We start from the raw sequence: 22,270 nt of genomic DNA on the forward strand, positions 1-22,270 counted from the left end.
CATTCGGCAAACGCAGCGCCGGGGTGTTGGGCTGCGAACTTAGTCAGGCAAGGATCATGCCCTAGTCGTCAGACAGCGCCAGACCGCGTGAGGTCGGCATAGCCGGGACGACGGCGCACTATACGGAGATTTACTGCACTTGGAAGAGGCGTATGCGTCGCGGATGGTGCAAGCGGCTGCGGCCTGTTAGCCGCAGCCGGGTTGGTCAGCGATTAGCCAGTCGGGCTTGCTTGTAGAAAGGCGAGCGGGGGCCGTTGAGAATTCCGCCGTAGCGTTGCGTGCTGAGGAGGCGACCGCTGGCAATGCCAGCTACGTCATGGCTGCGATCGGTCAGGCTGTTTAGCACTTGGTTAACAGCGGCGCTGACCAGCATCCCCACCAGGCCGCCCCCGGAGTTGTTCTGGTTCTCGGCAGTGCTGGCAAGCGCACTGCCTTGCCAGAGCAGGTCACCGCTGCGCAGATCGATCAGCTTGCCGCTGGCCTCAACCGCTACTTCGCTGGTCAGCACCTTGTAACTGCTGCCGTAACGGCTGACTTCGATGTACAGGGCGGCATCCGCGCCGAAGATCTCGCGCAGCTTGGCTGGCGGTGCCGTGTGCATTTCGTCGGCGTTCATCAGCCCGTTCTGCTTGAAGGTTTCATCGACCACTGCGACCGGCAACACGTAGTAGCCGGCTTCCGCTAGCGGAGCGGTAACCTGCGACAGCACGCTGTAGCTGGCCTTGACGTCCGGTGAGCTGTTGATCGGAGGCAGCACCAGAATCGAAGACGGGTTGTTTCGCTCGAATGCGCTGTAATCGTATGGGGTCTGCTGCGTGGCGCAGCCGGTTGTCAGGGCGACGGCGGCAAGCACTAGCAAGGTCTTGAATGAATTAAAACGCATCATGACTGCTTACTCCGCTACGTTGCGCATGAGGAAGTCCATGTACGCAGCGGACTCCGGGAACAGGGCTTTTTCGGTTTCGAATTGCTGGCGGACCTGGTCGGCTTTGCCGATCTCGGCATAGAGCATGCCTAGATGTGCGTGGAAACCGGGCGGCGGGGAGCGGTCTGCAGACCGTGCTTTCTGGAGGCTGGCCTCAAGTTCCGCGATTTGCTCTTGCGGGCCGGTTTCATGTTTGAAGTGTTCGTAGACCTGCTGTTGATAGCCGTCCCAGTGATACAGCGGCGGGGTCTGGTTGCCTGCGCAACCAGTCAGCAAAAAGGTCGACAACAAGCCGGCGACGGCCGCGCCATGGCGTAGGTTCAGTTTCATGTGGCTCTTCCTTGAGGTTATTGCGCAGGGCGCCATGCACCGCTGTCGACGCCCGAAACGAGATTATTGACGGCTTCGCGGATGGCCAGATCCAGTACCTTGCCGTTAAGGGTGGAGTCGTAGCTGGCGGTGCCACCAAAGCCGATCACCTCGCGGTTCGATAGGCTGTACTCGCCTGCGCCCTGAGCCGAGAACACCACTTCGGACGTGTTCACGTTGACTATATTCAATGCCACCTTGGCGTAGGCGATTTGCGATTTGCCACGGCCGAGGATCCCGAACAGCTGTTGATCGCCAACTTCCTTGCGGCCGAACTCGGTCACGTCGCCGGTGACCACAAAGTCAGCGCCACGCAGTTGAGCGCGTTTGTTGGAGATCGCACTTTCCTGGGCCAGCTCGTTCATGTTGTCCCGGTCCAGCACGTTGAACCGATTGGACTGCTGCAGATGGGTGATAAGGATGGTCTTGGCCTGGCCGCCGAGGCGGTCGACCCCGTCGGAGAATAGCCCGCGCATATAGCTGGAGCGGTTATCGAATTTGCCGACGGCGATCGGGCTGCGCTGCCCTTGGTAGGCACTGCTGGCGGAGGTTACTTTCGCGACCTCAAGGGTACGCGACTGTTCGGTAGCGCAGCCGCCGAGCAGAAGACTGATGCCGACCAAGCCGGCCATGAGCTTCTTGTTCATCTGATCATTTCTCGTGATGTGTGTTGGGTGTCGGCCTTCGGCCTTGTTATGGATGCGGCTGCACGATCGCGCTGGGTGAGCCAGAACGGTACGGGAAAGAAAAAGGCAGGCGGGGCGAGGGTTTGATACAGAGCGTCCATGACTACTTGTTTCCTTGGTCCGAATGCGCGCTGAGGACAGACGTCGGTCAGCCAGACTACGGCGCGGAGTCTACAAACAAGGGTGGCACCGTGCCAGTGTCGTGGTTCGCACTTGAATCAGCCGGGACCGCCATCCGTCGGTTCAGCAGTTCCGACACAGAGACAGGCCCAGCCACTCGCCGGGCGGCATCATAAAAGTTTCGTCGGGCGCTCAAGGACGGGGCGTTGCGCCTGGCGCAGAACACCGCGCGGTTCCGCCTTGGCTGAGTCTTGCGCTTAGCGAAACGCGAACCCTCGCCGGCGGTTCAGGTCCGTTGAAGGACGAGCCTGAGCCGCCGGAGCATGTCCATGCAACGTCTCACCTTGCTGTCGCTGGGCAGCATCAACGCTGACTTCCAGGTGCGGGTCGACGAGCCTGCAGGCAGTCGCGAAACCCAGCTGGCCCATGATCTGTGTCGCCTGTCCGGCGGCAAGGCAAGCAATACGGCGTATCTCGGTGCGCGTTTCGGTCACCGCAGCCTGTTACTCGGCCGCGTCGGCGACGACGAGCTGGCCGAACAGGCCCTCGACCCGCTGCGTCAGGCCGGCGTTGAGGTGGATAACGTCGGGCGCGCCGCGGGTCAGTCCACTGGCGTGTCGATGATCATGGTGCCGCCGGATGGGAAGAAGAACATCGTCCTGGCGACCAATGCCAACGACTGCTGGGACGACGCGGCTATCGAAGCCATGGCCGCCGCCATCGACGGTTGCGCAACCCCCGCCTGCCTGGTGCTCGATTACGAAGTGCCGGCGCGAGTAGTGAATCGGGCGCTGGAGGTGGCGGCCCGAAATAAGATTCCAGCGGTACTCGATCCATCCTTTCCCGAGCGGGTAAACCAGGCGCTGTTGCCCACGCTGCAGGCGATCACGCCAAACGTCTCCGAAGCCGAAGGACTGGTCGGCCACTCGCTCGATTCACTGGACAAGCTTGCTGATGCCGCGCGCCAGCTGCAACGCGACGGGCCCGCGCTGGTGTGCATCAAGCTCGGCGATGGCGGCTGCGTGCTGACGACGGCTGACCAGACCCTGCACATCCCGCCGGGCGACGTAGATCCGATCGATACCACCGGCGCTGGCGATGCCTTTACCGGCGTGTTTTCCGTGGCTTTGCTCGAAGGCCTTGAGCCACGGGAGGCCGCCGCCTGGGGCGTGGCCGCGGCGAACCTTGCCGTCACAGGTTATGGCTCGCAGCCTGCGTATGCTGATCGGCAACAGGTGATCGAGCTGGCGCAGAAGCTACTTGAGAAGGCGAGGAGGCTGGATGGCTGAACCAGACACGCGGTGCCAGATCGTCTTCGAGCATTACGACCGCGGCGATGAGCGACGGCGCGAAGCCTTGCTCGCGCTGGGCAACGGAGTCTTGTCGTGGCGGGCCAATGCGCCGGAAGCTTCGGTAATGCCCCGTGCGGATGACAGCCAGCACTACGCGGGTTTCTACCGCGCGGGGTGGTATGACGAGGCGCCGCGCGAGGTCAATGGTGACTCGGTGCAGATGGCGGCCCTGGTCAACTTGCCGGACCCCTTCGGTCTCAGCTTTGCGTTAGATGATGGCGATTGGTTCAGCCTCGATAGGGTCGAGCTGCAGCACTATCAGCAAACGCTGAGCCTGGACACTGGCGTGCTCGAACGGCACCTCGAATTCGATCTGGCTGAATATCGGGTGAGGTTGCTGGAACGTCGTCTGGTCAGCATGGCGACGCCCAATCTCGCCGTGCTGCGCTGGGAGCTGCAGTTGCCGCCCGGCCTCAAACTGCGCCTGCGGACAGTGCTGGATGGTGGCGTACGCAACGCCGGGGTTCGCCGCAACCGTGCCTATGAAGGACGGCGTTTGCAGCACCTTGCCTTCGACCATGACGAGAAGGGCGCGGCCGCACTCAGCGCCCGGCTGCACAACCAACGCCGCCGACTGGCGATGGCGACAGAGATCAGGACGCCCGAGCAACCCCTGCAATGGCGCGCCACCCTCGATGATCATCGGCTGATCCAGCAGACGGACTGCACCGTGGCGGACAGCGGTCGGCTGATCATCGAGAAGTGCGCGGTGGTGCTGGTCGACGAGGAACGACCCGCAACCGACGAGGATGCGCGTGTCGAGGCACAGCGACAGTTGCCATGTGACGGTTATGAGCAGTTGGAACAGGCGAGCACCGAAGCCTGGCAAAGGCTGTGGCAGGGGCTCGCGCTCACTGCGAACGATCCGCAGCTGCAGCATGCGCTGCACTTTCATGCCTTTCACCTGCTGCAGACTGTGTCGCCACTCAGCGTTGGGCGTGACCTTGGCTTTCCGCCTCGGGGTTGGATGGAAGGCTATTACGGGCAGGTGTTCTGGGACGAGCTGTTCGCCTATCCGATACTCGCGACCCATTGGCCCGAACTCGCCAGAAGCCTGCTCGACTACCGTTATGCGCGCCTCGACAAGGCGCGCGAACGGGCCCGTCGCGCCGGGCTGCGGGGGGCTATGTTCCCCTGGCGCAGCGCACGCACGGGCGAAGAAGAAACGCCGCCGTGGCAGTGCAACCCGATGTCCGGTCGCTGGATGGCCGACCACACCCGCCTGCAGCGGCATATCGGTTCTGCCGTGGCGTACGACGCCTGGCAGCTGTATCTGGCCACTGCTGACGAGGCGTTACTGGCCGGGCCGGTCGGTGAGTTGGTTATTGAAGTGGCGCGTTTCTGGGCCAGCCTGGCGCAGTTCGATGCGTCGCGGCAGCGCTACCTGATCTGCGGTGTGATCGGCCCTGACGAATATCACAACAGCTACCCGGACGCGGCAGAGCCGGGGTTGAACAACAACACTTACACCAATCTGATGGCGGCGTGGACGCTCGACCGTGCGCGGCAGGTGCTGGCGTTGCTCAGCGAGCCCGATGCAACCGCGTTACGGCAACGACTGAAGGTGGAGCCGAACGAGCCGGACCACTGGCAAGCTGTCGCTGAAGGGCTTTACCTGCCCTTCGTCGACGATCAATTGCTCAGCCAGTTCGAAGGTTTCGACAAGCTGGAAGCGCCATCGCAGGAGTGGCTGCACGGTGACCGGCCGCGGTTGGACTGGATGCTCGAAGCGCGGCATGACAGCTGTGATCGCTACCAGCTGACCAAACAGGCCGATGCGCTGATGGCCTATCACCTGCTACCCCGGCAGACACTGCAGCAGATCCTTGAGCGTATGGGTTACCGCCATGACAGTGCCTGCACACGCCACACCGTCGCCTATCACCTCGCCCGCATCACCCATGAGTCGAGTTTGTCCAAGGTTGTCTGCGCCGGTGCGTTGGCCGCTATCGACAGCGAGGCGTCCTGGTCCTACTACCAGCAGGCCCTGGCTACCGATCTGGGTTCGCCAGGCAACAGTGGCACCCAGGAAGGCATCCACCTCGGCGCTATGTGTGGCTCGCTCGACGTGATGCAGCGACATTACCTCGGGGTGCGTCTGGAGCTTGATGGCCTGTACATCTTTCCCTCGCCACCGCCGGAGCTGCAGCAGATAGCGCTGTCACTGGTGTTCCGGCAGGCACACCTGCATCTGCAGTTGGCTGACGGCTCGCTGTGGGTTCGCGCCGCCCATGAAAACTCGGGTTCGGTGCCGCTGCACTATGCTCAAGGCAGGTGCCAGCTGGGGCCAGGCGAGTCGCTCGAGATCGCCATCCCGACGCCGCAGGATCGCTCGGCAACGCATTGAAACAAGCCAGCCCGTCGATCCAGCGGAACGTCCGGTCCAGAGCCCGTTCCATAACAGAACGTGCCAGACAAGGAGACGCAGTGATGATGGAGGTCGGAAGCGCTCGCCGATGGCTGGATGGGTTGGGCTGGGTGGTGATCTACGCGTTGGTCTGGGCACTCTTCAGCGAAGGTGGCGGATGGTCGCTGGGCGTACCGACCATCCTGTTGGCCGCTGGGCTTTCAGTTTGGTTAGGGTTGCGGCCCTGGCACCCGTCGCTGCGGGCGCTGCCTGGGTTTGTCGGTTTCTTTCTCGGCAGGATGGCCGCTGGCGCCTGGGATGTGGCCGTGCGTGCGGTTCATCCACGCCGACCGCTGCAGCCCGCGTGGCTCGACTACCCGATTGCCAGCCCTTCGCCTCAGGTGCGGCTGGTGCTCTCTGCGCTTGTCGGCCTGCTGCCCGGCACTCTGGCTTCGCGAGTGGAGGGCGATCAGATGCGGGTGCATGTGCTTGATGAGCGCCAGCCGTGGAAACCCACCGTGAGCGAACTCGAACAGCGGCTCGAGCAGCTGCTGGTGCGGGGGCGCTCGCATTGATGGCGGTGTACGCGTCCCTGCTGCTGCTAACCATCATCATCGGGCTCGGCCGCGTGGTGTTGGGGCCGGGTCGGGTGGATCGGCTGCTGGCGATCCAGCTGTTCGGCACCACCGGCACTGCCCTGCTGTTGGTGCTTGCTCAATGGCAACACCAACCGGCGCTACGTGACGTGGCGCTGCTGCTGGGGTTACTCGCAGCAGTCGCAAGCGCCGCGCTGGTGCAATTGTTGCGCAGGGGCCGGCATGACTGAGCTGCTGCTGGATGGCCTCAGCTGGCTGCTGCTGATTGGCGGTTTGCTGTTCTTCGTCGCGGGCAGCATCGGCCTGCTGCGCTTTCCCGACACCGTCAGCCGTCTGCATGCCTTAACCAAGGCGGACACTCTGGGCCTCGGGCTGGTGATTGCCGGCCTCTCGCTGCGTGCCGACAGCCTATGGGAGGTCGGGCAGATGGTGCTGATCTGGCTGTTGCTGCTGGCCTCCAGCGCCACCGCCTGCCAGTTGCTGGCGCGACAGGCCGGTGAGGAGCCACGCGATGACTGAATGGCTGTTCGACGGGGTGCTTGGCCTGCTGCTGTTGGGGCTCGCCTTTGGCGCGCTGCATGGTCGCAACCTCTACACCAGCGTGCTGCTGTTCATCGCCTTCGGCCTCGCGCTGGCGTTGGTCTGGGCGCGCCTGGGCGCAGCGGACCTGGCGTTGGCCGAAGCGGCGATTGGCGCTGGGCTGACGGGCGTTCTGCTGTTCACCGCACTGGCGCGCCAGCCCGGGCCGGCGGATCTGCCTGATGCCACCGGTACGCGACTGCGCCTTGGCGCCGCGGCTGTGGTGCTGCCAATGCTGATCCTGCTGGTGCAAGGGCTGGCGCCACTGAGCGAAATAGAGCCGCGTATGCCGGCGCTGATCACACGGCATCTGGATGAGACCGGCGTCAGCCACCCGGTAACCGCCGTGCTGCTGAACTACCGCGCCTGGGACACGCTGCTGGAGCTGGCCGTCCTGCTGCTGGCGCTGCTTGGTGCTCGGCAACTGGGGCCGCGACCGCTGGATCTGGCGGAGCCCTGGCCGCTTCTACGAGCCTGGGCGCGGGTGCTGGCCCCGCTGCTGGTGCTGGCTGCCGGCTACATTCTTTGGCGCGGAGCCAGTGCGCCAGGTGGCGCCTTTCAGGCTGGGGCGCTACTGGCCTCGGGTGTGGTGCTACTGCGCTTGTCGGGCTTAGTGCCACGGTTGCGCTGGTCATTCACGCCGTTGCGCTTGCTGGTGCTGGGCGGCCTGCTGGTGTTTATCGGTGTTGCGTTGATGACCGCCTGGCTGGGCGAGGGCTGGCTGACTTACCCAAGCGGGGCGGCCAAGCTGCTCATCGTCCTGATCGAGAGCGTAGCGACCCTGTCGATCGCTGCGAGTCTCAGCCTGCTGGTGGTCGGCGAAGGGGAGGACGTCTCCTCATGACCAGCAGCCTGTTCTGGATGATCATCGGTGCCACGCTCTGGTTGCTGGGGCTGCACGGCCTGCTGACGTTGCGTCAGGCACTGCGCCGGATCATCGCCTTCAACCTGATGGGCAGTGGCGTGTTTCTGGTGATGATTGCCCTGGCGGCGCGCAGCCAGCCGAGCGATCCGCTGCTGGTCGCGCTGGTGGTGACCGGTCTGGTGGTGGCGGTCAGCGCCACCGCCCTGGCGTTGCGGTTGGCCGGCGTGGCGCAAGGTCCGGAGCATTCAAAGGGCCAGCAGGAGCCGCGACAATGAATGCGGCGTTGCTGAGCCTGTCTCTACCGCTGCTTGCAGCTCTGCTGCTGGTGTTACTGCGGCCGGCTCGCAGTGGCGTCTGCGTGATCCTGATGAGCGCTGCCAGCCTGGTCGCCGCGGCGTTTGCCTTGCAGCAGGCGATCAGCCTCGGGCCGCAGCTGTTGCAGATCGGCGGTTGGGAGACACCGTTGGCGATCCGGTTCCAGCTGACCCCGCTCACCGCGCTGCTGATGGTCTTTACCGCCGGCCTGCATCTGCTGGTCGCGCTCTATGCGGCGCGCAGCCCGCACGCTACGGGCAACGAGGATTATTGGCCGTTGTCCTGCCTGTTGCATGCCTCGCTCGTCGCACTATGGCTATCGGCGGACCTGTTCAACCTGTACGTCACGCTTGAATTGCTAAGCCTCTGTGCCGTGGCGCTGGTGGCACTGGCCGGGCGCAAGGCCTATCGACCGGCCTTCAACTACCTGATGCTGTCGTTGGCCGGGTCGCTCGCTTACCTGTTTGGCGTGGCGTTGTTCTATGGCCGCTACGGTGTGCTCGATGTGCTGGTGCTGGCCGAGCTGACCGAGGCCGACAACACCACCCGGCTGGCGCTATTGCTGATGAGTGTCGGACTGATGCTCAAGGCGGCATTGTGGCCGCTGCACCTGTGGTTGCCCCCGGCGCATTCCGGCGCACCGACCGCGGTCAGCGCCTTGCTCTCTGCGCTGGTGGTCAAGGGACCGATCTATATCCTGTGGCTGATCTGGAGCCAGATCGCGCCACCGGAGCTCGGGCGTCAGGCCGGGTTTCTATTCGCCGGGGCCGGCATCCTGGCGTTGATATCTGGCGGCTGGTCGGCGCTGCGCGCGCCGCGCCTGAAAATGCTGGTGGCCTATTCAACGGTTGCGCAGCTGGGCTATGCGCTGTTGGCGCTCGGCCTGCTGCTGCATTGGCAGGAACCGCGAATGGAGGCGGCGTTGTGGCTGTTCATCCTGGCGCATGGGCTGGCCAAGGTGTCGATGTTCCTGGCTGCTGGTGAGCTGCAGCGGGTGCTGGGTACGCGTCGAGTACGCGCGTTGAAAGGGGCCAGCCAGAACATGCCGGTGGCCATGGCGACCTTCGCTGTTGCCGGCGGCAGCCTGATTGGTCTGCCGCCCAGTGGCGGCTTTCTTGCCAAGTGGCTGTTGCTGCAGCCGCTGTTCGAGCAACCGCAGCACTGGCCATGGGCTTTTGGTGTGCTGCTCGGCACGCTGATGTCGGCGGCCTATGTGTTCCGTGTGGTGGCGCTGGGCTTCGATCGTGCGCGGCCCAACCCACCCAGCGTCAAGCCTGATCCCGTTGCGCAATGGCTGGCGATGCTGCCGGCGCTGTTGGTGCTCAGCCTGGCGCTGATCAGCGAGCCCTTGCTGCTCTGGCTCGGTGGGGTGGCACGATGAACTGGACCCATTGGCTACCGCTGGCCATCGTGCTCAGCTCGCTGGTGCCGGGCCTTCTGATCTTCACCCTGCACGAAGACCAGCATCGGTTGCGGGTCACGCTCAACCTCTGTGGCGTGGTGATCAAGCTGTTGCTGGTGGTGGCGATGATCTATGGCGTGAGCAAAGGCCTGGAGTTTCGTTTCAGTCTGCCATTCCTTCCCGGCGCGCCGCTGGTGCTGCAGGGCGATGCGCTGTCGCTGTTGTTCGTCGCACTGTCGTCGGTGCTGTGGCTGGCGACTACCATTTACGCCATTGGCTACCTTGAAAATTCTCCGTTGCAGTCGCGCTTTTTCGGCTACTTCAGCCTTTGCGTGAGCGCCACCGTAGGCCTCGCGCTGGCGGGCAATCTGGTCAGCTTTCTGTTGTTCTACGAGATGCTGACCTTGGCGACGTTCCCGCTGGTGGTGCATCGCGGTACGCCCGAAGCGCTGCGCGCCGGGCGCGTCTATCTGGCCTACACCGTGGGCGGTGGTGCGTTGGTATTGATGGGCGTGGCGCTGCTGCATGGCCTGGCCGGTGGGCAGGACTTCCAGCCGGGCGGCTATTTGCTGCCGGCGGTGGGCGAGCACGACCTGGCGTTGCGCGTCGCCTTCGTCCTGCTGGTCGCCGGGCTTGGGGTCAAGGCGGCGCTGATCCCGCTGCATGGCTGGCTGCCAAAGGCGATGGTGGCGCCGGCGCCCGTCAGTGCTCTGCTGCATGCGGTGGCGGTGGTCAAGGCCGGCGCGTTCGGGATTATTCGGGTGGTCTATGACGTCTATGGCGCCGAGGCGATGGGTCAACTGGACATGGCCGGGCCGCTGCTCTGGCTGGCCGCGGCAACGATCCTTTATGGCTCGATGCGCGCGCTGCAGCAGCAGGAGCTGAAGAAGCGCCTGGCCTACTCGACCATCAGTCAGGTGTCCTACGTGACCCTTGGCGTTGCGCTGCTCGGGCCGATTGCTGCGGTCGGTGGGCTGGTGCATTTGGTCCATCAGGGGCTGATGAAGGTCACGCTGTTCTATTGCGCGGGCAATTTCGCCGAAACCCTTGGCATCCATCGTGTTCGCGAAATGGACGGTGTCGGCCGGCGCATGCCGCTGACCATGACGGCGTTCAGTATCGGTGCGCTGGGCATGATCGGCATTCCGCCGATCGCTGGCTTCGTCAGCAAGTGGGCGCTGGGCATGGGCGCGCTGGAGGTCGGGCAGGATTGGGTGCTGCTGGTCTTGATGGGGTCTGCGTTGCTCAATGCCGGCTATTTCCTGCCGCTCCTGTGGCGTGGCTGGTTCGCCGAACCGGCTGACTGGCACGAGGACAACTGGCGCGAGGAGCGCTGGGAAACCCACTGGATGTTGTTGCTCCCCGCGATCTTCACTGCTTTTCTGTCAGTGCTGGTGGGCGTGCTGGCCGGCACGGCGCTGAGCCCGCTGGGCTGGGCGCAACTGATCGTCAATCGGGAGTTTGAGATATGAGCGGCGCCTGGCTCTGGATGCTGGTGCCGCTGGCGCCACTTCTCGCCGCGGGCTGCCTGGCCATCTGGCGCGAACGGGCCATCGGCTGGCTATGGCTGGCCTGTATTCCGGCGCTGGCGCTGGTTGCTCAGCCCGTTCCCTTGCTGGAGCTGCCGATGCTCTGGGATGGCGTGCGCTGGGGTGCCAGTGATGACCTTAGCCGTGCCTGGCTGGGCTTCACCGCGCTGCTGTGGGGCTGTGCAAGCGTCTTCGCCAGCAGCAGCCAGAAGGATGACGCTCATCGGCTTCGCTTCTGGACCTTTTGGCTGCTGGCGCTGGCCGGCAACCTGATGCTGATCATTTCGACCGACGCCTTGAGCTTCTACCTCGGTTTCAGCGCCATGAGCCTCGCCGCGTATGGGTTGATCGTGCATCGGCGTGGGCCCGGCCCCCGTCGCGCCGGACGGCTGTACCTGCAACTGGCGATCTGCGGCGAAATGGCTTTGCTCGCTGGGCTGATGCTGCGCAGCCACGCCGCGGGCGGCGATTTCTCCTTCGCCGCCTGGCAAACGCTGCCCATGGATGGCCTGACGCTGGTCCTGTTGCTGGCGGGACTGGGGCTCAAGGCCGGTTTCTGGCCACTGCACGTCTGGTTGCCCCTGGCCCATCCGGCAGCACCTGCCCCGGCTAGCGCGGTGCTGTCCGGCGCGATGCTCAAGGCCGGTCTGCTGGGCATTTGGCGATGCTTGCCGGAAAGCGATCCGTTGCTGTCGAGCTGGGCGGACGTGCTGCTCGCCATGGGCATCTTCGGTGCCGTTTACCCCGCACTGCTCGGGCTCGCGGCAAGAAAAGCCAAAGCGGTGCTGGCCTATTCATCGGTCAGTCAGATGGGCTATCTGGTGATGCTGCTGGCGCTGGCTTGGCGACATCCCGAGCAACTTCAGGCGATGACCGTCGTGCTGATGCTCTACGGCGTCCATCACGGTCTGGCCAAGGGGGCGCTGTTTCTCGCGGCGGGCTTGATCCATGCCGGTCGTCTTCCGCGCATCGGCTGGGCGATTTTGGCACTGCCGGCCCTGGCGATCGTGGGGTTGCCGCTGACCACCGGCGGGGCAGTCAAGACCGCGTTGAAAGACGTCTGGCATGCCGGTGAGTTCGAAGGTTGGCTGGTCTGGCTGAGCCTCAGCAGCCTGACTACCGCCCTGCTTTTGATTCGCGCGCTGTGGTTGCTACGCCAGGATGCGCGCGATGCGCCCGCGAACCGTCCACCGCTACCTCAGCTGTTGCCCTGGGCGTTGCTCAGCAGCAGCTCGTTACTCTTGCCCTGGCTATGGCCCGCCCTGCGCGAGCCGATGCTGCATGGCCTTTATCCTGGGGGCATCTGGGCCGCACTATGGCCGCTACTGCTAGCATCGGTTTTGGCTGGCGTGGCCTTGAAAAGGGGCTGGAAGGTTCCGGCACGCCTGGCGAATCTACCCAACCCGGCGCTGACGCTCTCGCTGCGACTCCGACGTCTGGTATTACGCCCACCAATGGCCGTTCCAACCCTCCATCCGAACACCTCGCGCTGGCGGCAACGGGAGCGCTGCTGGAACCGCTTCTGGAACACCGGCACACTCACCATGAGCGCCTGGTTGCTGGCCGCTTTGCTGTGGTTGGGTTGGTTGTGGTGACGCGTTGCGCTTGCAACCCTGGTTGCACCTCGCTTGCGGGTACGGCGCGGGGGAGGGATGGCCGAACACGCACGGCCTAAACACACAGCACCTATAGCGCAGGGCCGATTCCATTTGGCTTGCCGTTGCGTTCTTCGATCAGGCGGAGCCCCGCGTCAGATCTCGAACCGCCGAACCTGCTGAGTCAGAGCGCTACCGAGCCGTGCGAGCTCCACGCTGGAGGCGGCTGTCTGCTCACTGGACGTCGCGGACTGATCGGCAATATCGCGTACTCGGGTCACGCTGCGGCTGATTTCTTCAGCCACGGCGCTTTGCTCTTCGGCCGCAGTTGCGATCTGCTGCATCATCTGCTGAATAGCGGCGATCATGCAGGTGATGTCTGCCACCGCCGCACCAGTCTCATCGACGCCCGCCACGGTGGCCTCCGTCAGATCACTACAGCCCTGCATGGTTTTGGCGGACTCCTCGGCAATCCGCTGCAGCCCTTCGATCAGTGATTGGATTTCGACCGTCGCGTCCTGGGTGCGACGAGCAAGTGTTCGCACCTCATCAGCCACCACGGCGAAACCTCGGCCTGCATCGCCGGCGCGTGCGGCTTCGATCGCAGCGTTCAGCGCGAGTAGGTTGGTCTGGTCCGCCACCGACTTGATAACGTCCAATACACCGCCGATCCGCTCGCTTTCACTCTTCAGGCGCGCCATCGCAGCGGTCGATTTTGTCACCTCATCAGCAAGCCGCTTGATCTGTACCACCGCCTGACGTGCCGTCGCCTCGCCGGCTTGCGCTTGCTGATCGGCTGAAACCGCTGCGCTGGCCGCTTGCTCGGAGTTTCGTGCGACCTCGAGCACCGTCGCAGCCATTTCATGAATTGCCGTGGCTACCTGATCGACTTCCAGTTTTTGTGCGATGACGCCTTGGCTCGCCTGCTCGGTAGACTGCGATAGCTCTTCGGCGGAGGACGATATCGTTTCAGCTGAGCGCCGTACCTGCCCGATCAGCTCGCCGAGGCTGCGTTGCATCTCCCCAAGGGAGGCCATGACGCTGCCAGCCGGCGCGTGCTCAATTCCCGGCATGCTGCGCATGTCACCGGCAGCGACGCGGCGGGCTGCAGCAGACAGATCGAGCGGCTCGGCGCCCAGGGTGCGCAACAAGCTGCGAACGATGCCGATACCCAGACCGAGCGCGAGCAATACGGCAATCAAACAGACACCGATCATCAGGTTGCGTTGGGTTTCATATTCGTTGCGCTCGGCCACCACTTCCGCTTTCGCGACGCTACGGCTGTGCTGCATATAGCGTTCGCCAGCGGCCAGCAGCTGACGCAGCAGTGGAATGCAGTCTCGGTTGATCCGCACGATGGCGTCTTCGCGCTGCCCGGCTACCGCGCGTTCAACGATATCCAGTGCTACTGGACCGTAAAGGCTTTCTATGCGGGCTATCTCGGCAAGCAGCTGCTTTTCTTCTTTGGCCTCAGCACCAGACAAACGATCTACCGCCGTCTTGAGATTACTGAGATGAGTCTGAACGTCGCGGTGTGCTTCGAGGACTGCTGCATGTTCGAGCTTCAGGTCAGCTTCCGAGGACACCAGCACCAGGTTACGGGCCGCGACTGCGCGGCGTTGCGCCGCGATGAGTAATGCTGACGCCAGCTCTTCGCGGGCGTTAACACCTTCGACATAGTCAGAGAAGGCATCGTTGAACTTGGCAAGCTCGGCAATCGCCAACGAAGAAATGAGCAGAACGATCAGCGTAAGTGCTGCAAAGCTCAGGCCGAGTTTCAGTTTGACGGTTAGGTTCATGGGGTTTCCGCACAATTTATGAGGATCTTCCCTGAGCTGACTGCACCATCGTCCCTGAAATGACTATTCAGTCAGGGTAGTGGCACTGCGTCATCATAAACATTGTACTTTGGTATCAATTGGGTACAGGGGTCGTATGGTTTTCTCTGAGCGAGCCTCCCGATAGGCTAAGGGCCGTCAGAAAGTTATTTGTCGCGATGGATTTATCCGGCCGTAAATACTCGCGGAGCGAGTGTCATTAACTTTTCATTGCACATAAAAAAGGCGCCAACGGCGCCTTGAGTTGAAGCGTTAAGTTCAGGCTGTGCCGAGCTCGGTACGATCACTGCCATCTTCCGCCAGTAACTGCCCCAGCGGAGTACGGTCGAAACCGTCATCGGCGACTTGATCGGCTTGAGGTGTCAGGTCAAATCCATCTTCTGCGAATTGCTCCGCTTGCGGCGTAGAGTCAAAACCGTCTTCAGCGATCTGTTCACTGATGGGAGTGTGATCGAACCCGTCTTCAGCAATTTGCTCGCTCAATGGCGTGCGATCGAAACCGTTTTCAGACAGGGTGCGGTCAGTTGATAACTGCTTTTGGACGGTTGAGGCGCTTTGCGCTTCGCCCAGAATTGGTTGCGGATGGCTTGGCGGGATCGCAAAGGCCGTCGAAGCAATGCTGGCCAGGATGGCAGCTGCTAATAACTTTTTCATGAGTGTGTCCTCGGTATCAGTGGGTACGGGACACATGCTACGGGCGAGGGCCGGTTGAACAAACGCGAGCGTATCAATAGTACAAATCGACAACTGTGATACTAAGTGCCGCTGCCGCTAATTGATTAATCAAGCCAATTACTTGATTCAATTAAATCGATAGTTAACCAGCTGGCTGTAATTATCGGGCGGTTTCGCCTTGTACAGCCGTTAGGCTTTGCCGAGGTTTACCGATTGCGGCCATGCTGCGGTCGTGTAGATGCACCAGCAGTGTCATGGCGGTCAGGCTGCCAAGCAACGCGCAGAACATGTCGGCCTGCGTGTCCCACTGATCGCCCTGCATGCCCAGAAAGGCTTTGGCGCCCTGGCCAAGCGAAAGGGCCGCCGCCCACTCGACCAGCTCGTAAACAGCGCTGAGCATCATCGCCATGCTTACGCAGACAAACGGCAACAGGTGTTTGCCATGAACGCGCTCATTACGCACCAGCAGTTCCCGCGCGATCAGCGCAGGCACAACGCCCTGGAAAAAATGGCCAAGCCGGTCGTAAGGGTTACGGCTGAGGTCCAGCCAGTCCTGCAGCCAGAAACCGACCGGGACACGGGGGAAGGTGTAATGGCCGCCCGCAACCAGCCCCAGGGCCTGGACAGCCAGCAACACGTACAGCAGCGAAGAGAGCGGAAATCGTCTATGGGTGTAAGCCAATGCCGGCAGCAGGATGACCACCGGAAGGACTTCCATCAGCCAGGTGGTACGGTCGTGCGGGTTGATGGCGGAGGCCAGCAAGGCCAGTACAACGAGGCAAACCAGGGTCTTGAGCAACAGCGGTCGGTGCATTCAACCTGCCTTTTTCGGAATCGGGCGCATGTGCAATGGACCACGAAACCGGGGCGATGACTGCTGCGAAAGCGCGAAACGCTCCCGTTCTGGCCGCTAGCAGCCGTCAGGGCAAGGCTTTTTCGGCGTAGGTGCGGGTCGCCAGTCCGAGCTGGGAACGGAAGCTTTCGATGTCGAACATGGTGCAGATCTCGCGGATCTGCTGCCCCGGCGTCAGGGTCCAGAAGGCCATCGCTGAAATGCTCAAGACCTTGTCACTGGGTGGGTAGCCGAGCGCGGGTGTTTCGATGGTGCCAATCAAGGTGCTCCAGGTGACGACCTTGTCGCCCTCGGCAACGCATTCCTCGACCACCACTTCGAGATCGGGCATGGCAGTACGGATCTGGGTCACCATCGCGGCGAACTCGGGGCTGGCCATCGGATGGCCGACGAAGGAGCTCTTGTAGAGGAAGTCCTTGCTGTGCAGCTTCTCGGCAAGGGCCAGGTGTCCGCGGTTCCAGCTCAGATCGATGTGCTGGCGGACCAGCCGTTTGTTGTCGTCCAGTGACATTTGTCGCGTCCGGTAAGTGGCGGGGCTACGAACTGTAGCAGCCGCCACCCGGAACAGGCATCAATCAACAGATACCTTCGTCGGCTCAATCCACCGGCAGGCGCAACCGAAACGCAGCGCCGCCAAGCATGGAATCGTCGAGCCTGAGCTCGCCGCCGTAGCTGTCGATGATGTCCTTCACCACTGCCAGGCCGATGCCTTGGCCGGGGTGCTGGGCATCCAGCCGTTCACCACGACGCAGGATGCGGGCGCGCTGGTTGACCGGCACGCCGGGCCCGTCATCTTCGACGCTCAGGGTCAGGTATTCGTCGCCCTGCTGCAGGCTGATGCGCACCTGATGGAGGCAGAGTCGGTAGGCGTTCTCCAGCAGGTTGCCGAGCAGTTCCATCAGCGCGCCCTGCTCCAGCGGCAGGGTAGCCTTTGCTGGGATCTGCAGCTCGACCTGCACGCGCTTGTCTTGGTAGACCTTGTCCAGCGTACTGCACAGGCGCACCAGCAGCGGCTGCAGCGCTACCCGGTGGCGCACCAGGCCGCTCTGACCGAGGCAGGCCCGCTGCAGCTGGTAACTGATCTGCTGGCTCATGCGCTCGATCTGCGCGCGCATCACGCGGGACTGTTCGCGATTGTCCGGCTGCGTACTGATCACCTCGCCTACGCTCTGCAGCACCGTCAATGGCGTCTTCAGGCTGTGGGCCAGGTCGCCCAGCGAGTTGCGGTACTGCTCGCGCTGGCGACGCTCGCCGTCGAGCAAGCGGTTCAGCGAGCGGGTCAGGCGCAGCAGTTCGCGGGGGTGTCGATCGCTGAGGCGATCCAGCCGCCCCGCCTCGACCTGATCCAGCTCGAGGCTTAGCCGTTTGAGCGAGCGGAAGCCCCAGGTCAGGCCCAGCCAAAGCAACGTCAGCAGCACCAGCAATCCGCCACCAAGCCAGAGATACAGCTGTTGCCGGAATTCCTCGAACAGGCTGCGGTATTCACTGGTGGGTTGCATGGTGACGAAGCTGAACGCCTGACGCTGATCGGTGTTCAGCCGCAGCTCCACGTCGTAAACGAAGTACTCGGCGCCATCGGCATCGCGGATCCGCTGGAATTCGGTGACATCGCCCTGCAGGCGCGGCTGATAGTCGATGGATTCGTCTTCGGCCGACCGTGACTGCCAGAGCCGTTTGCCTTGCGGGTCGTAGATGTAGCCCAGCAGCTTCGCATCGGGCAGGTCGAATTCTTCATCGGGCAAGCGCTCCGGCATCACCAGTCGGCCCTGTTCGATGCGCGATGCGGTAATCAGTGTATTGGCATCGGCGGCCAGGCGTTCTTCGATGACCCGCTCGAAGGCGAGGCTGAACGCAGCCTGCAGCACCGGGAGCAGGGCAAGCATGAACAGAACGGCGAGGCAGGTAGCGCCCAGCATCAGGCGCAGGCGCAGTGACAGGGTGCCGTTGCGTGCGGCCCGAGCCAGCACGCGCCAGCGGCGCCAATTGAGGCTCATCGGCAGCGCTCGGTGAACAGATAACCCAGGCCGCGAACGGTATCGATGGGTTTAAGCCCGCCGTGGGCTTCCAGCTTGCGCCGCAGCCGGCCGACCAGCACCTCGATGACGTTGGCGTCGCGTTCGTTGTCGTCCGGGTAGAGCTGCTCCATCAGCCGTTCCTTGGCGACCACCTGCTGCTGGTGACGCATCAGGTATTCCAGAATGCGATATTCAAAGGCGGTCAGCGGCAGGGGCTCGTCGTCCACCAGTGCCTGTTTGCGGTTGAGGTCAAGCTTGAGCGGGCCGGCTTCGATGCTCGCCTGGGTGAAGCCGGACGAGCGTCGCAGCAACGCGTTGAGCCGTGCCTCCAGCTCCTCGAACTGGAAGGGTTTGACCACGTAGTCGTCGGCACCGGCGGCCAATCCTTCGACCTTGTCCTGCCAGTTACCGCGCGCCGTGAGGATGAGGATGGGAAAGCGCTCGCCATTGCTGCGCAGCTGGCGAATCAGATCCAGGCCGGAGATGCCCGGTAAGCCGAGATCGACCACGGCCAGGTCATGATTGAATTCGCGTGTCTGGTAAAGCGCCTCTTCGGCATTCGCCACCGCATCGACCACATGCCCGCTTTCGCTCAGGCGAGTCAGCAGGTGGTGGCGCAGCAGCGCCTCGTCTTCCACCACCAGCACTTTCATGTGCGGCTCCTGTCATGCAAACGGCCGGGACAATCCCGGCCGTGTTCCTGTCGATGCAAGCGTGCCTGCTTAGAACTTGTAGTTCACGCCCAGGTAGGCCTGCTTGCTGCTATGCAGGTCGATCGAACCGACCTTGCCAACGCCGCGCTCGGCCACTTCGGTACCGGCGTTGCTACGCAGATAACGGTAACCCGCTTCGATCGACGTGTTCTTGCCGACGTCTTGCAGCACACCAGCCTGCAGACCTACCAGATAACCGATGTCACTGTCGCGGCGGTAACCGCTGGACTCATTCTCGAGCTTGGTCAGACCGGCACTGGCGCCACCGAACAGGCGGGTAGTGTCGCCGACCGGGAGGAACATGTCGTAGCTGCCGAACAGGTTCTGCTGACGCAGCTTGAGCGAGCTACCGTAGTCGTCGGATACGTTTTCGTAGGTGGCATAGTAGCGTGCCTCATCGGTCATCTGACCGGCACGGATGCCCCAGGTGCCGCTGTTCTTGATGGTGTCATCGAAACGGTTCGCGCCCGGCATGTTCTGCTTCAGGGTGCTGGAACGGTCGATGTTGACGGTGCTCTTGCCCCAGGTGAGGCCAGCGAAGTTGTCGGCGGCTTGGGCGCCGAAGGTGAAGACGCTGAGAGTGGTGGCGATGGCCAGGGTATGCAGCTTGTTCATGTGTCGCTCCTTTGCAGGCGTGGAGAAATTTACGTCTCCATCCTGCCTACGCTCCGCTGAACGGCCCCTGAACACTGGCTGAACCTGAGCTGAACGATCATGCAGCCAGCGCAGCCTGGGCTGCGCTGGTGGTCAGCTAGCGCCCGCGACGCCCCAACAGGGCGACCAATGCGGCTGCCCCCACCGCCACGGCGGCAGTGGTCGCGACCGGATGCTGCGTGGCACGGGTATACAGGCTGCGTGTCAGCACCATGCCCGGATAATCGCCACGGGCGCTGCCGTCACCCGCGCTGCCGACATCGCTGTCGAAGAGCGCGCCGCGTGGGTGTCGGTCTGGGCGGCCGCTCGTGATGGTGTCGTAGACAAAGGTGCGGTTGATCCAGTCGGCCAGGTGCGGCGCGTTCTGCGCGAGTCGCGAAAGCAACTTGGCATTGCCGATGTAAACGTCGCGCTGCGGGTGCTCGGCGGCATGCAGAATCGCCCGCGCGACCACCTCGGGGGCATAGACCGGCGGCGGAAACACCGGCGCGCTGGGCAGGTAATTCTTCGAGTGATCCATGAACTGGGTGTCGGTCGAGGAGGGGCGTACCAGGGTTACCGATACCGGCGTGTGCGACTTTTGCAGCTCGACGCGCAGCACGTCGGTCATCGCCTTGATCGCATGCTTGCTGGCGCTGTAGCTGCTGTGGAAGGGCAGGGCATTGGCCGATTCCACACTGCCGATATTGATCAGGGCGCCGCCTTTGTCGCGCAGATGCTTAACGGCGATGGACGAGCCGTAGTGAGTGCCCCAGAAGTTGGTCTGCATTACCTGATAGTGGTCTTCGTCGCTGACCTCATCGAAGCGTCCCCATACCGAGCTGCCGGCATTGTTGATCCAGGTGTCAAAGCCACCGAAGCGGGCGACGGTCTCGCTGGCGACGCGTTCCAGCTGCGCGCGCTGGCCGACATCGGCCATGACGTGAAGGACCCGGTCACCCGCGTTCAGGTCACGCTCGATGTCGAGCAGGGCTTCTTCGTTGCGCGCCACCAGCACCACGCGTGCGCCTCTTTCGATGGCGAGGCGGGCGGTCGCCAGGCCGATCCCGCTCGAAGCACCGGTGATGACGATGACCTGCTCATGCAAGGGTTTGAGAGAAATGCGCATCGGGAACTCCTCGGATAGCGGCGATGTGGATTGGCTCGGTAGAAGCCATGGCCGCGCTTCCGGTTCCGGGCAGGCGATGGATGGCAACGGTTGATCGATCCTGGGCTGGATGGTGCTGCTGGCGCTGCCGAGATACAGCGGCAGGTTCTGACCGAATACATCACCATTCTTCAGCAGTCAGGAAGCGAGCAGATCACTCGCTGCAGCAGCAGCGGCAGCATCTTGGTCGGCGACCTGCTGAACCTGCTTGAGGTGGCCATGGTGTTGGCGATATCGAACCTGACGTATCACTACGTCGAGCTGAAGGGGATTGAGGTGGGACGCCGGCTTGCACGCTGCCAGCCAAGACCGCTATCGCCGGTTTGAATCGGCCCTGACGAATAGATGATCCGCTGCAGCAGGTGTGGAATCTGGCGCCGAGGGCGCCGAATCGGTGGGTTGGGTTGCTGGGTAGCTCTGGTGCAGAGGCGCTTGCTGCTGGCCGTCAACGGACCAAGTGACCGTCGCCTCGATCTGGCTGTCGGGTGCGATACCGAGTCTGTTGTTCAGCGGACACTGCGTATCAGGCCCGCTGGTCAACTCGCCCGATTGGCGGCTGCGGCTGGTACCGGCGTGGCCCTTGGAACGCACTTCCAACTGGTAGCTAAGCCGGTGGGGTTCGGCACTGCTGAAGCACAACCGCACATTCAACCGGTCGGCTTCGGGCAGCAGCTCCAGGCGAGCATCAACCGGACCGGCGGAGGCGAGCAGCATGGCGGCGAGGGTCGCGGTGAGCATAGGGGGTGGCCAAGGTCTGGATCACTGTTGGGTAACGGTGGCCATGTTGCCGGTCCCCGTCTGCGAAATCACCGCGTTCATGAGTTCGGCGTTCTGAGTGATAGAGGCCAGGTTTGCCATGCCGACCTGGTTGATGCGGGCCTCGTTGTAGCCGGCTAGCTGGTTGATGGCGGCGATGTTGTCATCGCCAGATTGCACGACGCTGGCTTGGTTGCCATCGAACCATTGCACCAACTCGACGCTGTTGCCATTTCCAGTTGACGAGCCTCGGAATGCATTGCTGCGCCCGCTCTGCTCGATTGTCAGCAGGTTGTCGTCGCCTGCCTGATTGAACTCGACTTCACCAAACAGGTTGTACTGCGAGATCGTCGCGGTGTTCAGGTTGCCGTTCTGGGCCAGTTGAATATCGCTGCCATCGCCCTGCTCGATGCTAGCCCTGTTCTCGTCGCCGACCTGATACACAGCTGTCCAATTGCCGTGGTAAATGCCGTCTTGGGTCATTACCAGCGAATTGCCATTGCCAATCTGACGTGCCTCGGCCCGAGCGAAACCATTTTGAGTGGCCGAAATAGAATTGCTGTCGCCGATGCTGCTGATTTGCAGCTCATTGGTATACCAGTGCTGCTCGACCTCGGCGCGGTTGCCAGTGCCCTGCTGATAGACGCTCGCGGTGGAGAAGTGACTGTCTGGCGCCTGATAGACCGCAGCATTATTGCTGCTGCCGATTTGCACGAGGTTCGCCTGGTTCGACTCGGCGAATTCATTCTGAAAGATCGAACCGTTGTTCGCCGTACCGTTCTGCCGAATTGTCGCCTCGTTAAGCAGCCCGGTCTGGTCAATCGTGGCGTCGTTGTCATTGCCTGTCTGCACGAGTTTGGCGCTGTTGTCGGCATGGGCGCCAACGGCGACAGACAGCAAAGCGGCTGACGCGAGGAGATGCAGACTGCGCATAGAGTT

Annotated in this window: 24 protein-coding genes; 11 read left to right on the top strand and 13 right to left on the bottom strand. The window is 62.8% G+C overall.

Annotated elements, in window-relative coordinates:
- Positions 1-205: 205 nt before the first annotated feature.
- From ACQKEK_RS14220 to ACQKEK_RS14230, 3 genes are read right to left on the bottom strand one after another with little or no spacing between them, the layout of a single operon-like run.
- Complete coding sequence (locus ACQKEK_RS14220) at positions 206-883, bottom strand: DUF799 domain-containing protein (protein ID WP_499143683.1); 678 nt, start codon at positions 881-883, stop codon at positions 206-208.
- Between the two features lie 9 nt (positions 884-892).
- A complete protein-coding gene (locus tag ACQKEK_RS14225; RefSeq protein WP_046163035.1) occupies positions 893-1,255 on the bottom strand; it encodes a DUF4810 domain-containing protein in 363 nt (120 codons plus the stop codon).
- A 17-nt stretch (positions 1,256-1,272) separates the two neighbouring features.
- The gene (locus tag ACQKEK_RS14230; RefSeq protein ID WP_046163034.1) at positions 1,273-1,941 is read right to left on the bottom strand and encodes a CsgG/HfaB family protein; all 669 of its coding nucleotides are present in this window, start codon (positions 1,939-1,941) and stop codon (positions 1,273-1,275) included.
- A gap of 488 nt (positions 1,942-2,429) precedes the next feature.
- On the opposite strand from ACQKEK_RS14230, the gene ACQKEK_RS14235 reads away from it, so the two are divergent.
- The 10 genes from ACQKEK_RS14235 to ACQKEK_RS14280 all read left to right on the top strand — a co-directional run bounded on the left by ACQKEK_RS14235 (position 2,430) and on the right by ACQKEK_RS14280 (position 12,680).
- Complete coding sequence (locus ACQKEK_RS14235) at positions 2,430-3,389, top strand: PfkB family carbohydrate kinase (RefSeq protein ID WP_499143530.1); 960 nt, start codon at positions 2,430-2,432, stop codon at positions 3,387-3,389.
- Positions 3,382-5,799 carry a glycoside hydrolase family 65 protein gene (locus ACQKEK_RS14240; protein ID WP_499143531.1) on the top strand — a complete coding sequence of 806 codons (2,418 nt, stop codon included), beginning with the start codon at positions 3,382-3,384 and terminating at the stop codon, positions 5,797-5,799. Before ACQKEK_RS14235 ends, ACQKEK_RS14240 begins: the two co-directional genes overlap by 8 nt.
- Before the next feature lie 83 nt (positions 5,800-5,882).
- On the top strand, positions 5,883-6,374 hold the full coding sequence (locus ACQKEK_RS14245) for a Na+/H+ antiporter subunit E (protein WP_064481283.1): 492 nt from the start codon (positions 5,883-5,885) through the stop codon (positions 6,372-6,374).
- A complete protein-coding gene (locus ACQKEK_RS14250) occupies positions 6,374-6,625 on the top strand; it encodes an MrpF/PhaF family protein (RefSeq protein WP_025240033.1) in 252 nt (83 codons plus the stop codon). The genes ACQKEK_RS14245 and ACQKEK_RS14250 overlap by 1 nt, the downstream gene beginning before the upstream one ends.
- Positions 6,618-6,914 (top strand): cation:proton antiporter, encoded by a 297-nt coding sequence (locus tag ACQKEK_RS14255; protein ID WP_045431315.1) that lies wholly within the window; start codon positions 6,618-6,620, stop codon positions 6,912-6,914. Before ACQKEK_RS14250 ends, ACQKEK_RS14255 begins: the two co-directional genes overlap by 8 nt.
- Positions 6,907-7,818, top strand: a complete 912-nt coding sequence (locus ACQKEK_RS14260) for a hydrogenase subunit MbhD domain-containing protein (protein WP_499143532.1) — start codon at positions 6,907-6,909, stop codon at positions 7,816-7,818. Before ACQKEK_RS14255 ends, ACQKEK_RS14260 begins: the two co-directional genes overlap by 8 nt.
- Positions 7,815-8,114 carry an NADH-quinone oxidoreductase subunit K gene (locus ACQKEK_RS14265; RefSeq protein ID WP_499143533.1) on the top strand — a complete coding sequence of 100 codons (300 nt, stop codon included), beginning with the start codon at positions 7,815-7,817 and terminating at the stop codon, positions 8,112-8,114. Before ACQKEK_RS14260 ends, ACQKEK_RS14265 begins: the two co-directional genes overlap by 4 nt.
- Positions 8,111-9,535 carry a complex I subunit 5 family protein gene (locus tag ACQKEK_RS14270; protein ID WP_499143534.1) on the top strand — a complete coding sequence of 475 codons (1,425 nt, stop codon included), beginning with the start codon at positions 8,111-8,113 and terminating at the stop codon, positions 9,533-9,535. Before ACQKEK_RS14265 ends, ACQKEK_RS14270 begins: the two co-directional genes overlap by 4 nt.
- A complete protein-coding gene (locus ACQKEK_RS14275; RefSeq protein ID WP_127838231.1) occupies positions 9,532-11,028 on the top strand; it encodes a complex I subunit 5 family protein in 1,497 nt (498 codons plus the stop codon). Before ACQKEK_RS14270 ends, ACQKEK_RS14275 begins: the two co-directional genes overlap by 4 nt.
- Complete coding sequence (locus ACQKEK_RS14280; protein WP_499143535.1) at positions 11,025-12,680, top strand: complex I subunit 5 family protein; 1,656 nt, start codon at positions 11,025-11,027, stop codon at positions 12,678-12,680. Before ACQKEK_RS14275 ends, ACQKEK_RS14280 begins: the two co-directional genes overlap by 4 nt.
- Before the next feature lie 155 nt (positions 12,681-12,835).
- On the opposite strand, the gene ACQKEK_RS14285 is transcribed toward ACQKEK_RS14280, so the two are convergent.
- The 8 genes from ACQKEK_RS14285 to ACQKEK_RS14320 form a co-directional block, all read right to left on the bottom strand.
- Positions 12,836-14,479 (bottom strand): methyl-accepting chemotaxis protein, encoded by a 1,644-nt coding sequence (locus ACQKEK_RS14285; protein WP_499143536.1) that lies wholly within the window; start codon positions 14,477-14,479, stop codon positions 12,836-12,838.
- A 297-nt stretch (positions 14,480-14,776) separates the two neighbouring features.
- Positions 14,777-15,172 (bottom strand): hypothetical protein, encoded by a 396-nt coding sequence (locus tag ACQKEK_RS14290; RefSeq protein ID WP_499143537.1) that lies wholly within the window; start codon positions 15,170-15,172, stop codon positions 14,777-14,779.
- Positions 15,173-15,353: 181 nt separating this feature from the next.
- Complete coding sequence (locus ACQKEK_RS14295; protein WP_499143538.1) at positions 15,354-16,007, bottom strand: DUF2238 domain-containing protein; 654 nt, start codon at positions 16,005-16,007, stop codon at positions 15,354-15,356.
- 106 nt (positions 16,008-16,113) lie between these two features.
- Positions 16,114-16,557, bottom strand: a complete 444-nt coding sequence (locus ACQKEK_RS14300) for a ketosteroid isomerase-related protein (RefSeq protein ID WP_499143539.1) — start codon at positions 16,555-16,557, stop codon at positions 16,114-16,116.
- An 85-nt stretch (positions 16,558-16,642) separates the two neighbouring features.
- The gene (locus ACQKEK_RS14305; protein ID WP_499143540.1) at positions 16,643-18,040 is read right to left on the bottom strand and encodes an ATP-binding protein; all 1,398 of its coding nucleotides are present in this window, start codon (positions 18,038-18,040) and stop codon (positions 16,643-16,645) included.
- Positions 18,037-18,714 carry a response regulator gene (locus ACQKEK_RS14310; protein ID WP_045431287.1) on the bottom strand — a complete coding sequence of 226 codons (678 nt, stop codon included), beginning with the start codon at positions 18,712-18,714 and terminating at the stop codon, positions 18,037-18,039. Before ACQKEK_RS14310 ends, ACQKEK_RS14305 begins: the two co-directional genes overlap by 4 nt.
- A 69-nt stretch (positions 18,715-18,783) precedes the next feature.
- Positions 18,784-19,389 (bottom strand): outer membrane protein, encoded by a 606-nt coding sequence (locus tag ACQKEK_RS14315; protein WP_128121901.1) that lies wholly within the window; start codon positions 19,387-19,389, stop codon positions 18,784-18,786.
- Between the two features lie 136 nt (positions 19,390-19,525).
- Positions 19,526-20,536, bottom strand: coding sequence for an SDR family oxidoreductase (locus ACQKEK_RS14320; protein ID WP_499143541.1), 1,011 nt, complete (start codon positions 20,534-20,536; stop codon positions 19,526-19,528).
- A gap of 90 nt (positions 20,537-20,626) precedes the next feature.
- Between ACQKEK_RS14320 and ACQKEK_RS14325 the strand changes: the two genes are divergently transcribed.
- Complete coding sequence (locus ACQKEK_RS14325) at positions 20,627-20,902, top strand: hypothetical protein (protein ID WP_499143542.1); 276 nt, start codon at positions 20,627-20,629, stop codon at positions 20,900-20,902.
- Here ACQKEK_RS14325 and csgH read toward each other — a convergent pair.
- On the bottom strand, positions 20,888-21,313 hold the full coding sequence (gene csgH / locus ACQKEK_RS14330; protein WP_499143543.1) for a curli-like amyloid fiber formation chaperone CsgH: 426 nt from the start codon (positions 21,311-21,313) through the stop codon (positions 20,888-20,890). The genes ACQKEK_RS14325 and csgH overlap by 15 nt on opposite strands.
- Before the next feature lie 21 nt (positions 21,314-21,334).
- Positions 21,335-22,264: a hypothetical protein gene (locus tag ACQKEK_RS14335; RefSeq protein ID WP_499143544.1), complete on the bottom strand. Its 930-nt coding sequence runs from the start codon at positions 22,262-22,264 to the stop codon at positions 21,335-21,337.
- Between the last annotated feature and the right edge of the window lie 6 nt (positions 22,265-22,270).

This window comes from Pseudomonas sp. NPDC077408 (genome assembly GCF_050269105.1).
Taxonomy (GTDB): domain Bacteria; phylum Pseudomonadota; class Gammaproteobacteria; order Pseudomonadales; family Pseudomonadaceae; genus Stutzerimonas.

Excerpts from the sequence above, each read along its gene's own strand:
- ACQKEK_RS14225 (WP_046163035.1), bottom strand. The coding sequence starts at position 1,255 with ATGAAACTGAACCTACGCCATGGCGCGGCCGTCGCCGGCTTGTTGTCG.
- ACQKEK_RS14270 (WP_499143534.1), top strand. The coding sequence starts at position 8,111 with ATGAATGCGGCGTTGCTGAGCCTGTCTCTACCGCTGCTTGCAGCTCTG.
- ACQKEK_RS14305 (WP_499143540.1), bottom strand. The coding sequence starts at position 18,040 with ATGAGCCTCAATTGGCGCCGCTGGCGCGTGCTGGCTCGGGCCGCACGC.
- ACQKEK_RS14280 (WP_499143535.1), top strand. The coding sequence starts at position 11,025 with ATGAGCGGCGCCTGGCTCTGGATGCTGGTGCCGCTGGCGCCACTTCTC.
- ACQKEK_RS14255 (WP_045431315.1), top strand. The coding sequence starts at position 6,618 with ATGACTGAGCTGCTGCTGGATGGCCTCAGCTGGCTGCTGCTGATTGGC.
- ACQKEK_RS14315 (WP_128121901.1), bottom strand. The coding sequence starts at position 19,389 with ATGAACAAGCTGCATACCCTGGCCATCGCCACCACTCTCAGCGTCTTC.
- ACQKEK_RS14260 (WP_499143532.1), top strand. The coding sequence starts at position 6,907 with ATGACTGAATGGCTGTTCGACGGGGTGCTTGGCCTGCTGCTGTTGGGG.
- ACQKEK_RS14265 (WP_499143533.1), top strand. The coding sequence starts at position 7,815 with ATGACCAGCAGCCTGTTCTGGATGATCATCGGTGCCACGCTCTGGTTG.
- ACQKEK_RS14250 (WP_025240033.1), top strand. The coding sequence starts at position 6,374 with ATGGCGGTGTACGCGTCCCTGCTGCTGCTAACCATCATCATCGGGCTC.
- ACQKEK_RS14235 (WP_499143530.1), top strand. The coding sequence starts at position 2,430 with ATGCAACGTCTCACCTTGCTGTCGCTGGGCAGCATCAACGCTGACTTC.
- csgH (WP_499143543.1), bottom strand. The coding sequence starts at position 21,313 with ATGCTCACCGCGACCCTCGCCGCCATGCTGCTCGCCTCCGCCGGTCCG.
- ACQKEK_RS14335 (WP_499143544.1), bottom strand. The coding sequence starts at position 22,264 with ATGCGCAGTCTGCATCTCCTCGCGTCAGCCGCTTTGCTGTCTGTCGCC.
- ACQKEK_RS14320 (WP_499143541.1), bottom strand. The coding sequence starts at position 20,536 with ATGCGCATTTCTCTCAAACCCTTGCATGAGCAGGTCATCGTCATCACC.
- ACQKEK_RS14245 (WP_064481283.1), top strand. The coding sequence starts at position 5,883 with ATGATGGAGGTCGGAAGCGCTCGCCGATGGCTGGATGGGTTGGGCTGG.
- ACQKEK_RS14295 (WP_499143538.1), bottom strand. The coding sequence starts at position 16,007 with ATGCACCGACCGCTGTTGCTCAAGACCCTGGTTTGCCTCGTTGTACTG.
- ACQKEK_RS14240 (WP_499143531.1), top strand. The coding sequence starts at position 3,382 with ATGGCTGAACCAGACACGCGGTGCCAGATCGTCTTCGAGCATTACGAC.
- ACQKEK_RS14275 (WP_127838231.1), top strand. The coding sequence starts at position 9,532 with ATGAACTGGACCCATTGGCTACCGCTGGCCATCGTGCTCAGCTCGCTG.
- ACQKEK_RS14310 (WP_045431287.1), bottom strand. The coding sequence starts at position 18,714 with ATGAAAGTGCTGGTGGTGGAAGACGAGGCGCTGCTGCGCCACCACCTG.
- ACQKEK_RS14300 (WP_499143539.1), bottom strand. The coding sequence starts at position 16,557 with ATGTCACTGGACGACAACAAACGGCTGGTCCGCCAGCACATCGATCTG.
- ACQKEK_RS14285 (WP_499143536.1), bottom strand. The coding sequence starts at position 14,479 with ATGAACCTAACCGTCAAACTGAAACTCGGCCTGAGCTTTGCAGCACTT.
- ACQKEK_RS14230 (WP_046163034.1), bottom strand. The coding sequence starts at position 1,941 with ATGAACAAGAAGCTCATGGCCGGCTTGGTCGGCATCAGTCTTCTGCTC.
- ACQKEK_RS14290 (WP_499143537.1), bottom strand. The coding sequence starts at position 15,172 with ATGAAAAAGTTATTAGCAGCTGCCATCCTGGCCAGCATTGCTTCGACG.
- ACQKEK_RS14220 (WP_499143683.1), bottom strand. The coding sequence starts at position 883 with ATGCGTTTTAATTCATTCAAGACCTTGCTAGTGCTTGCCGCCGTCGCC.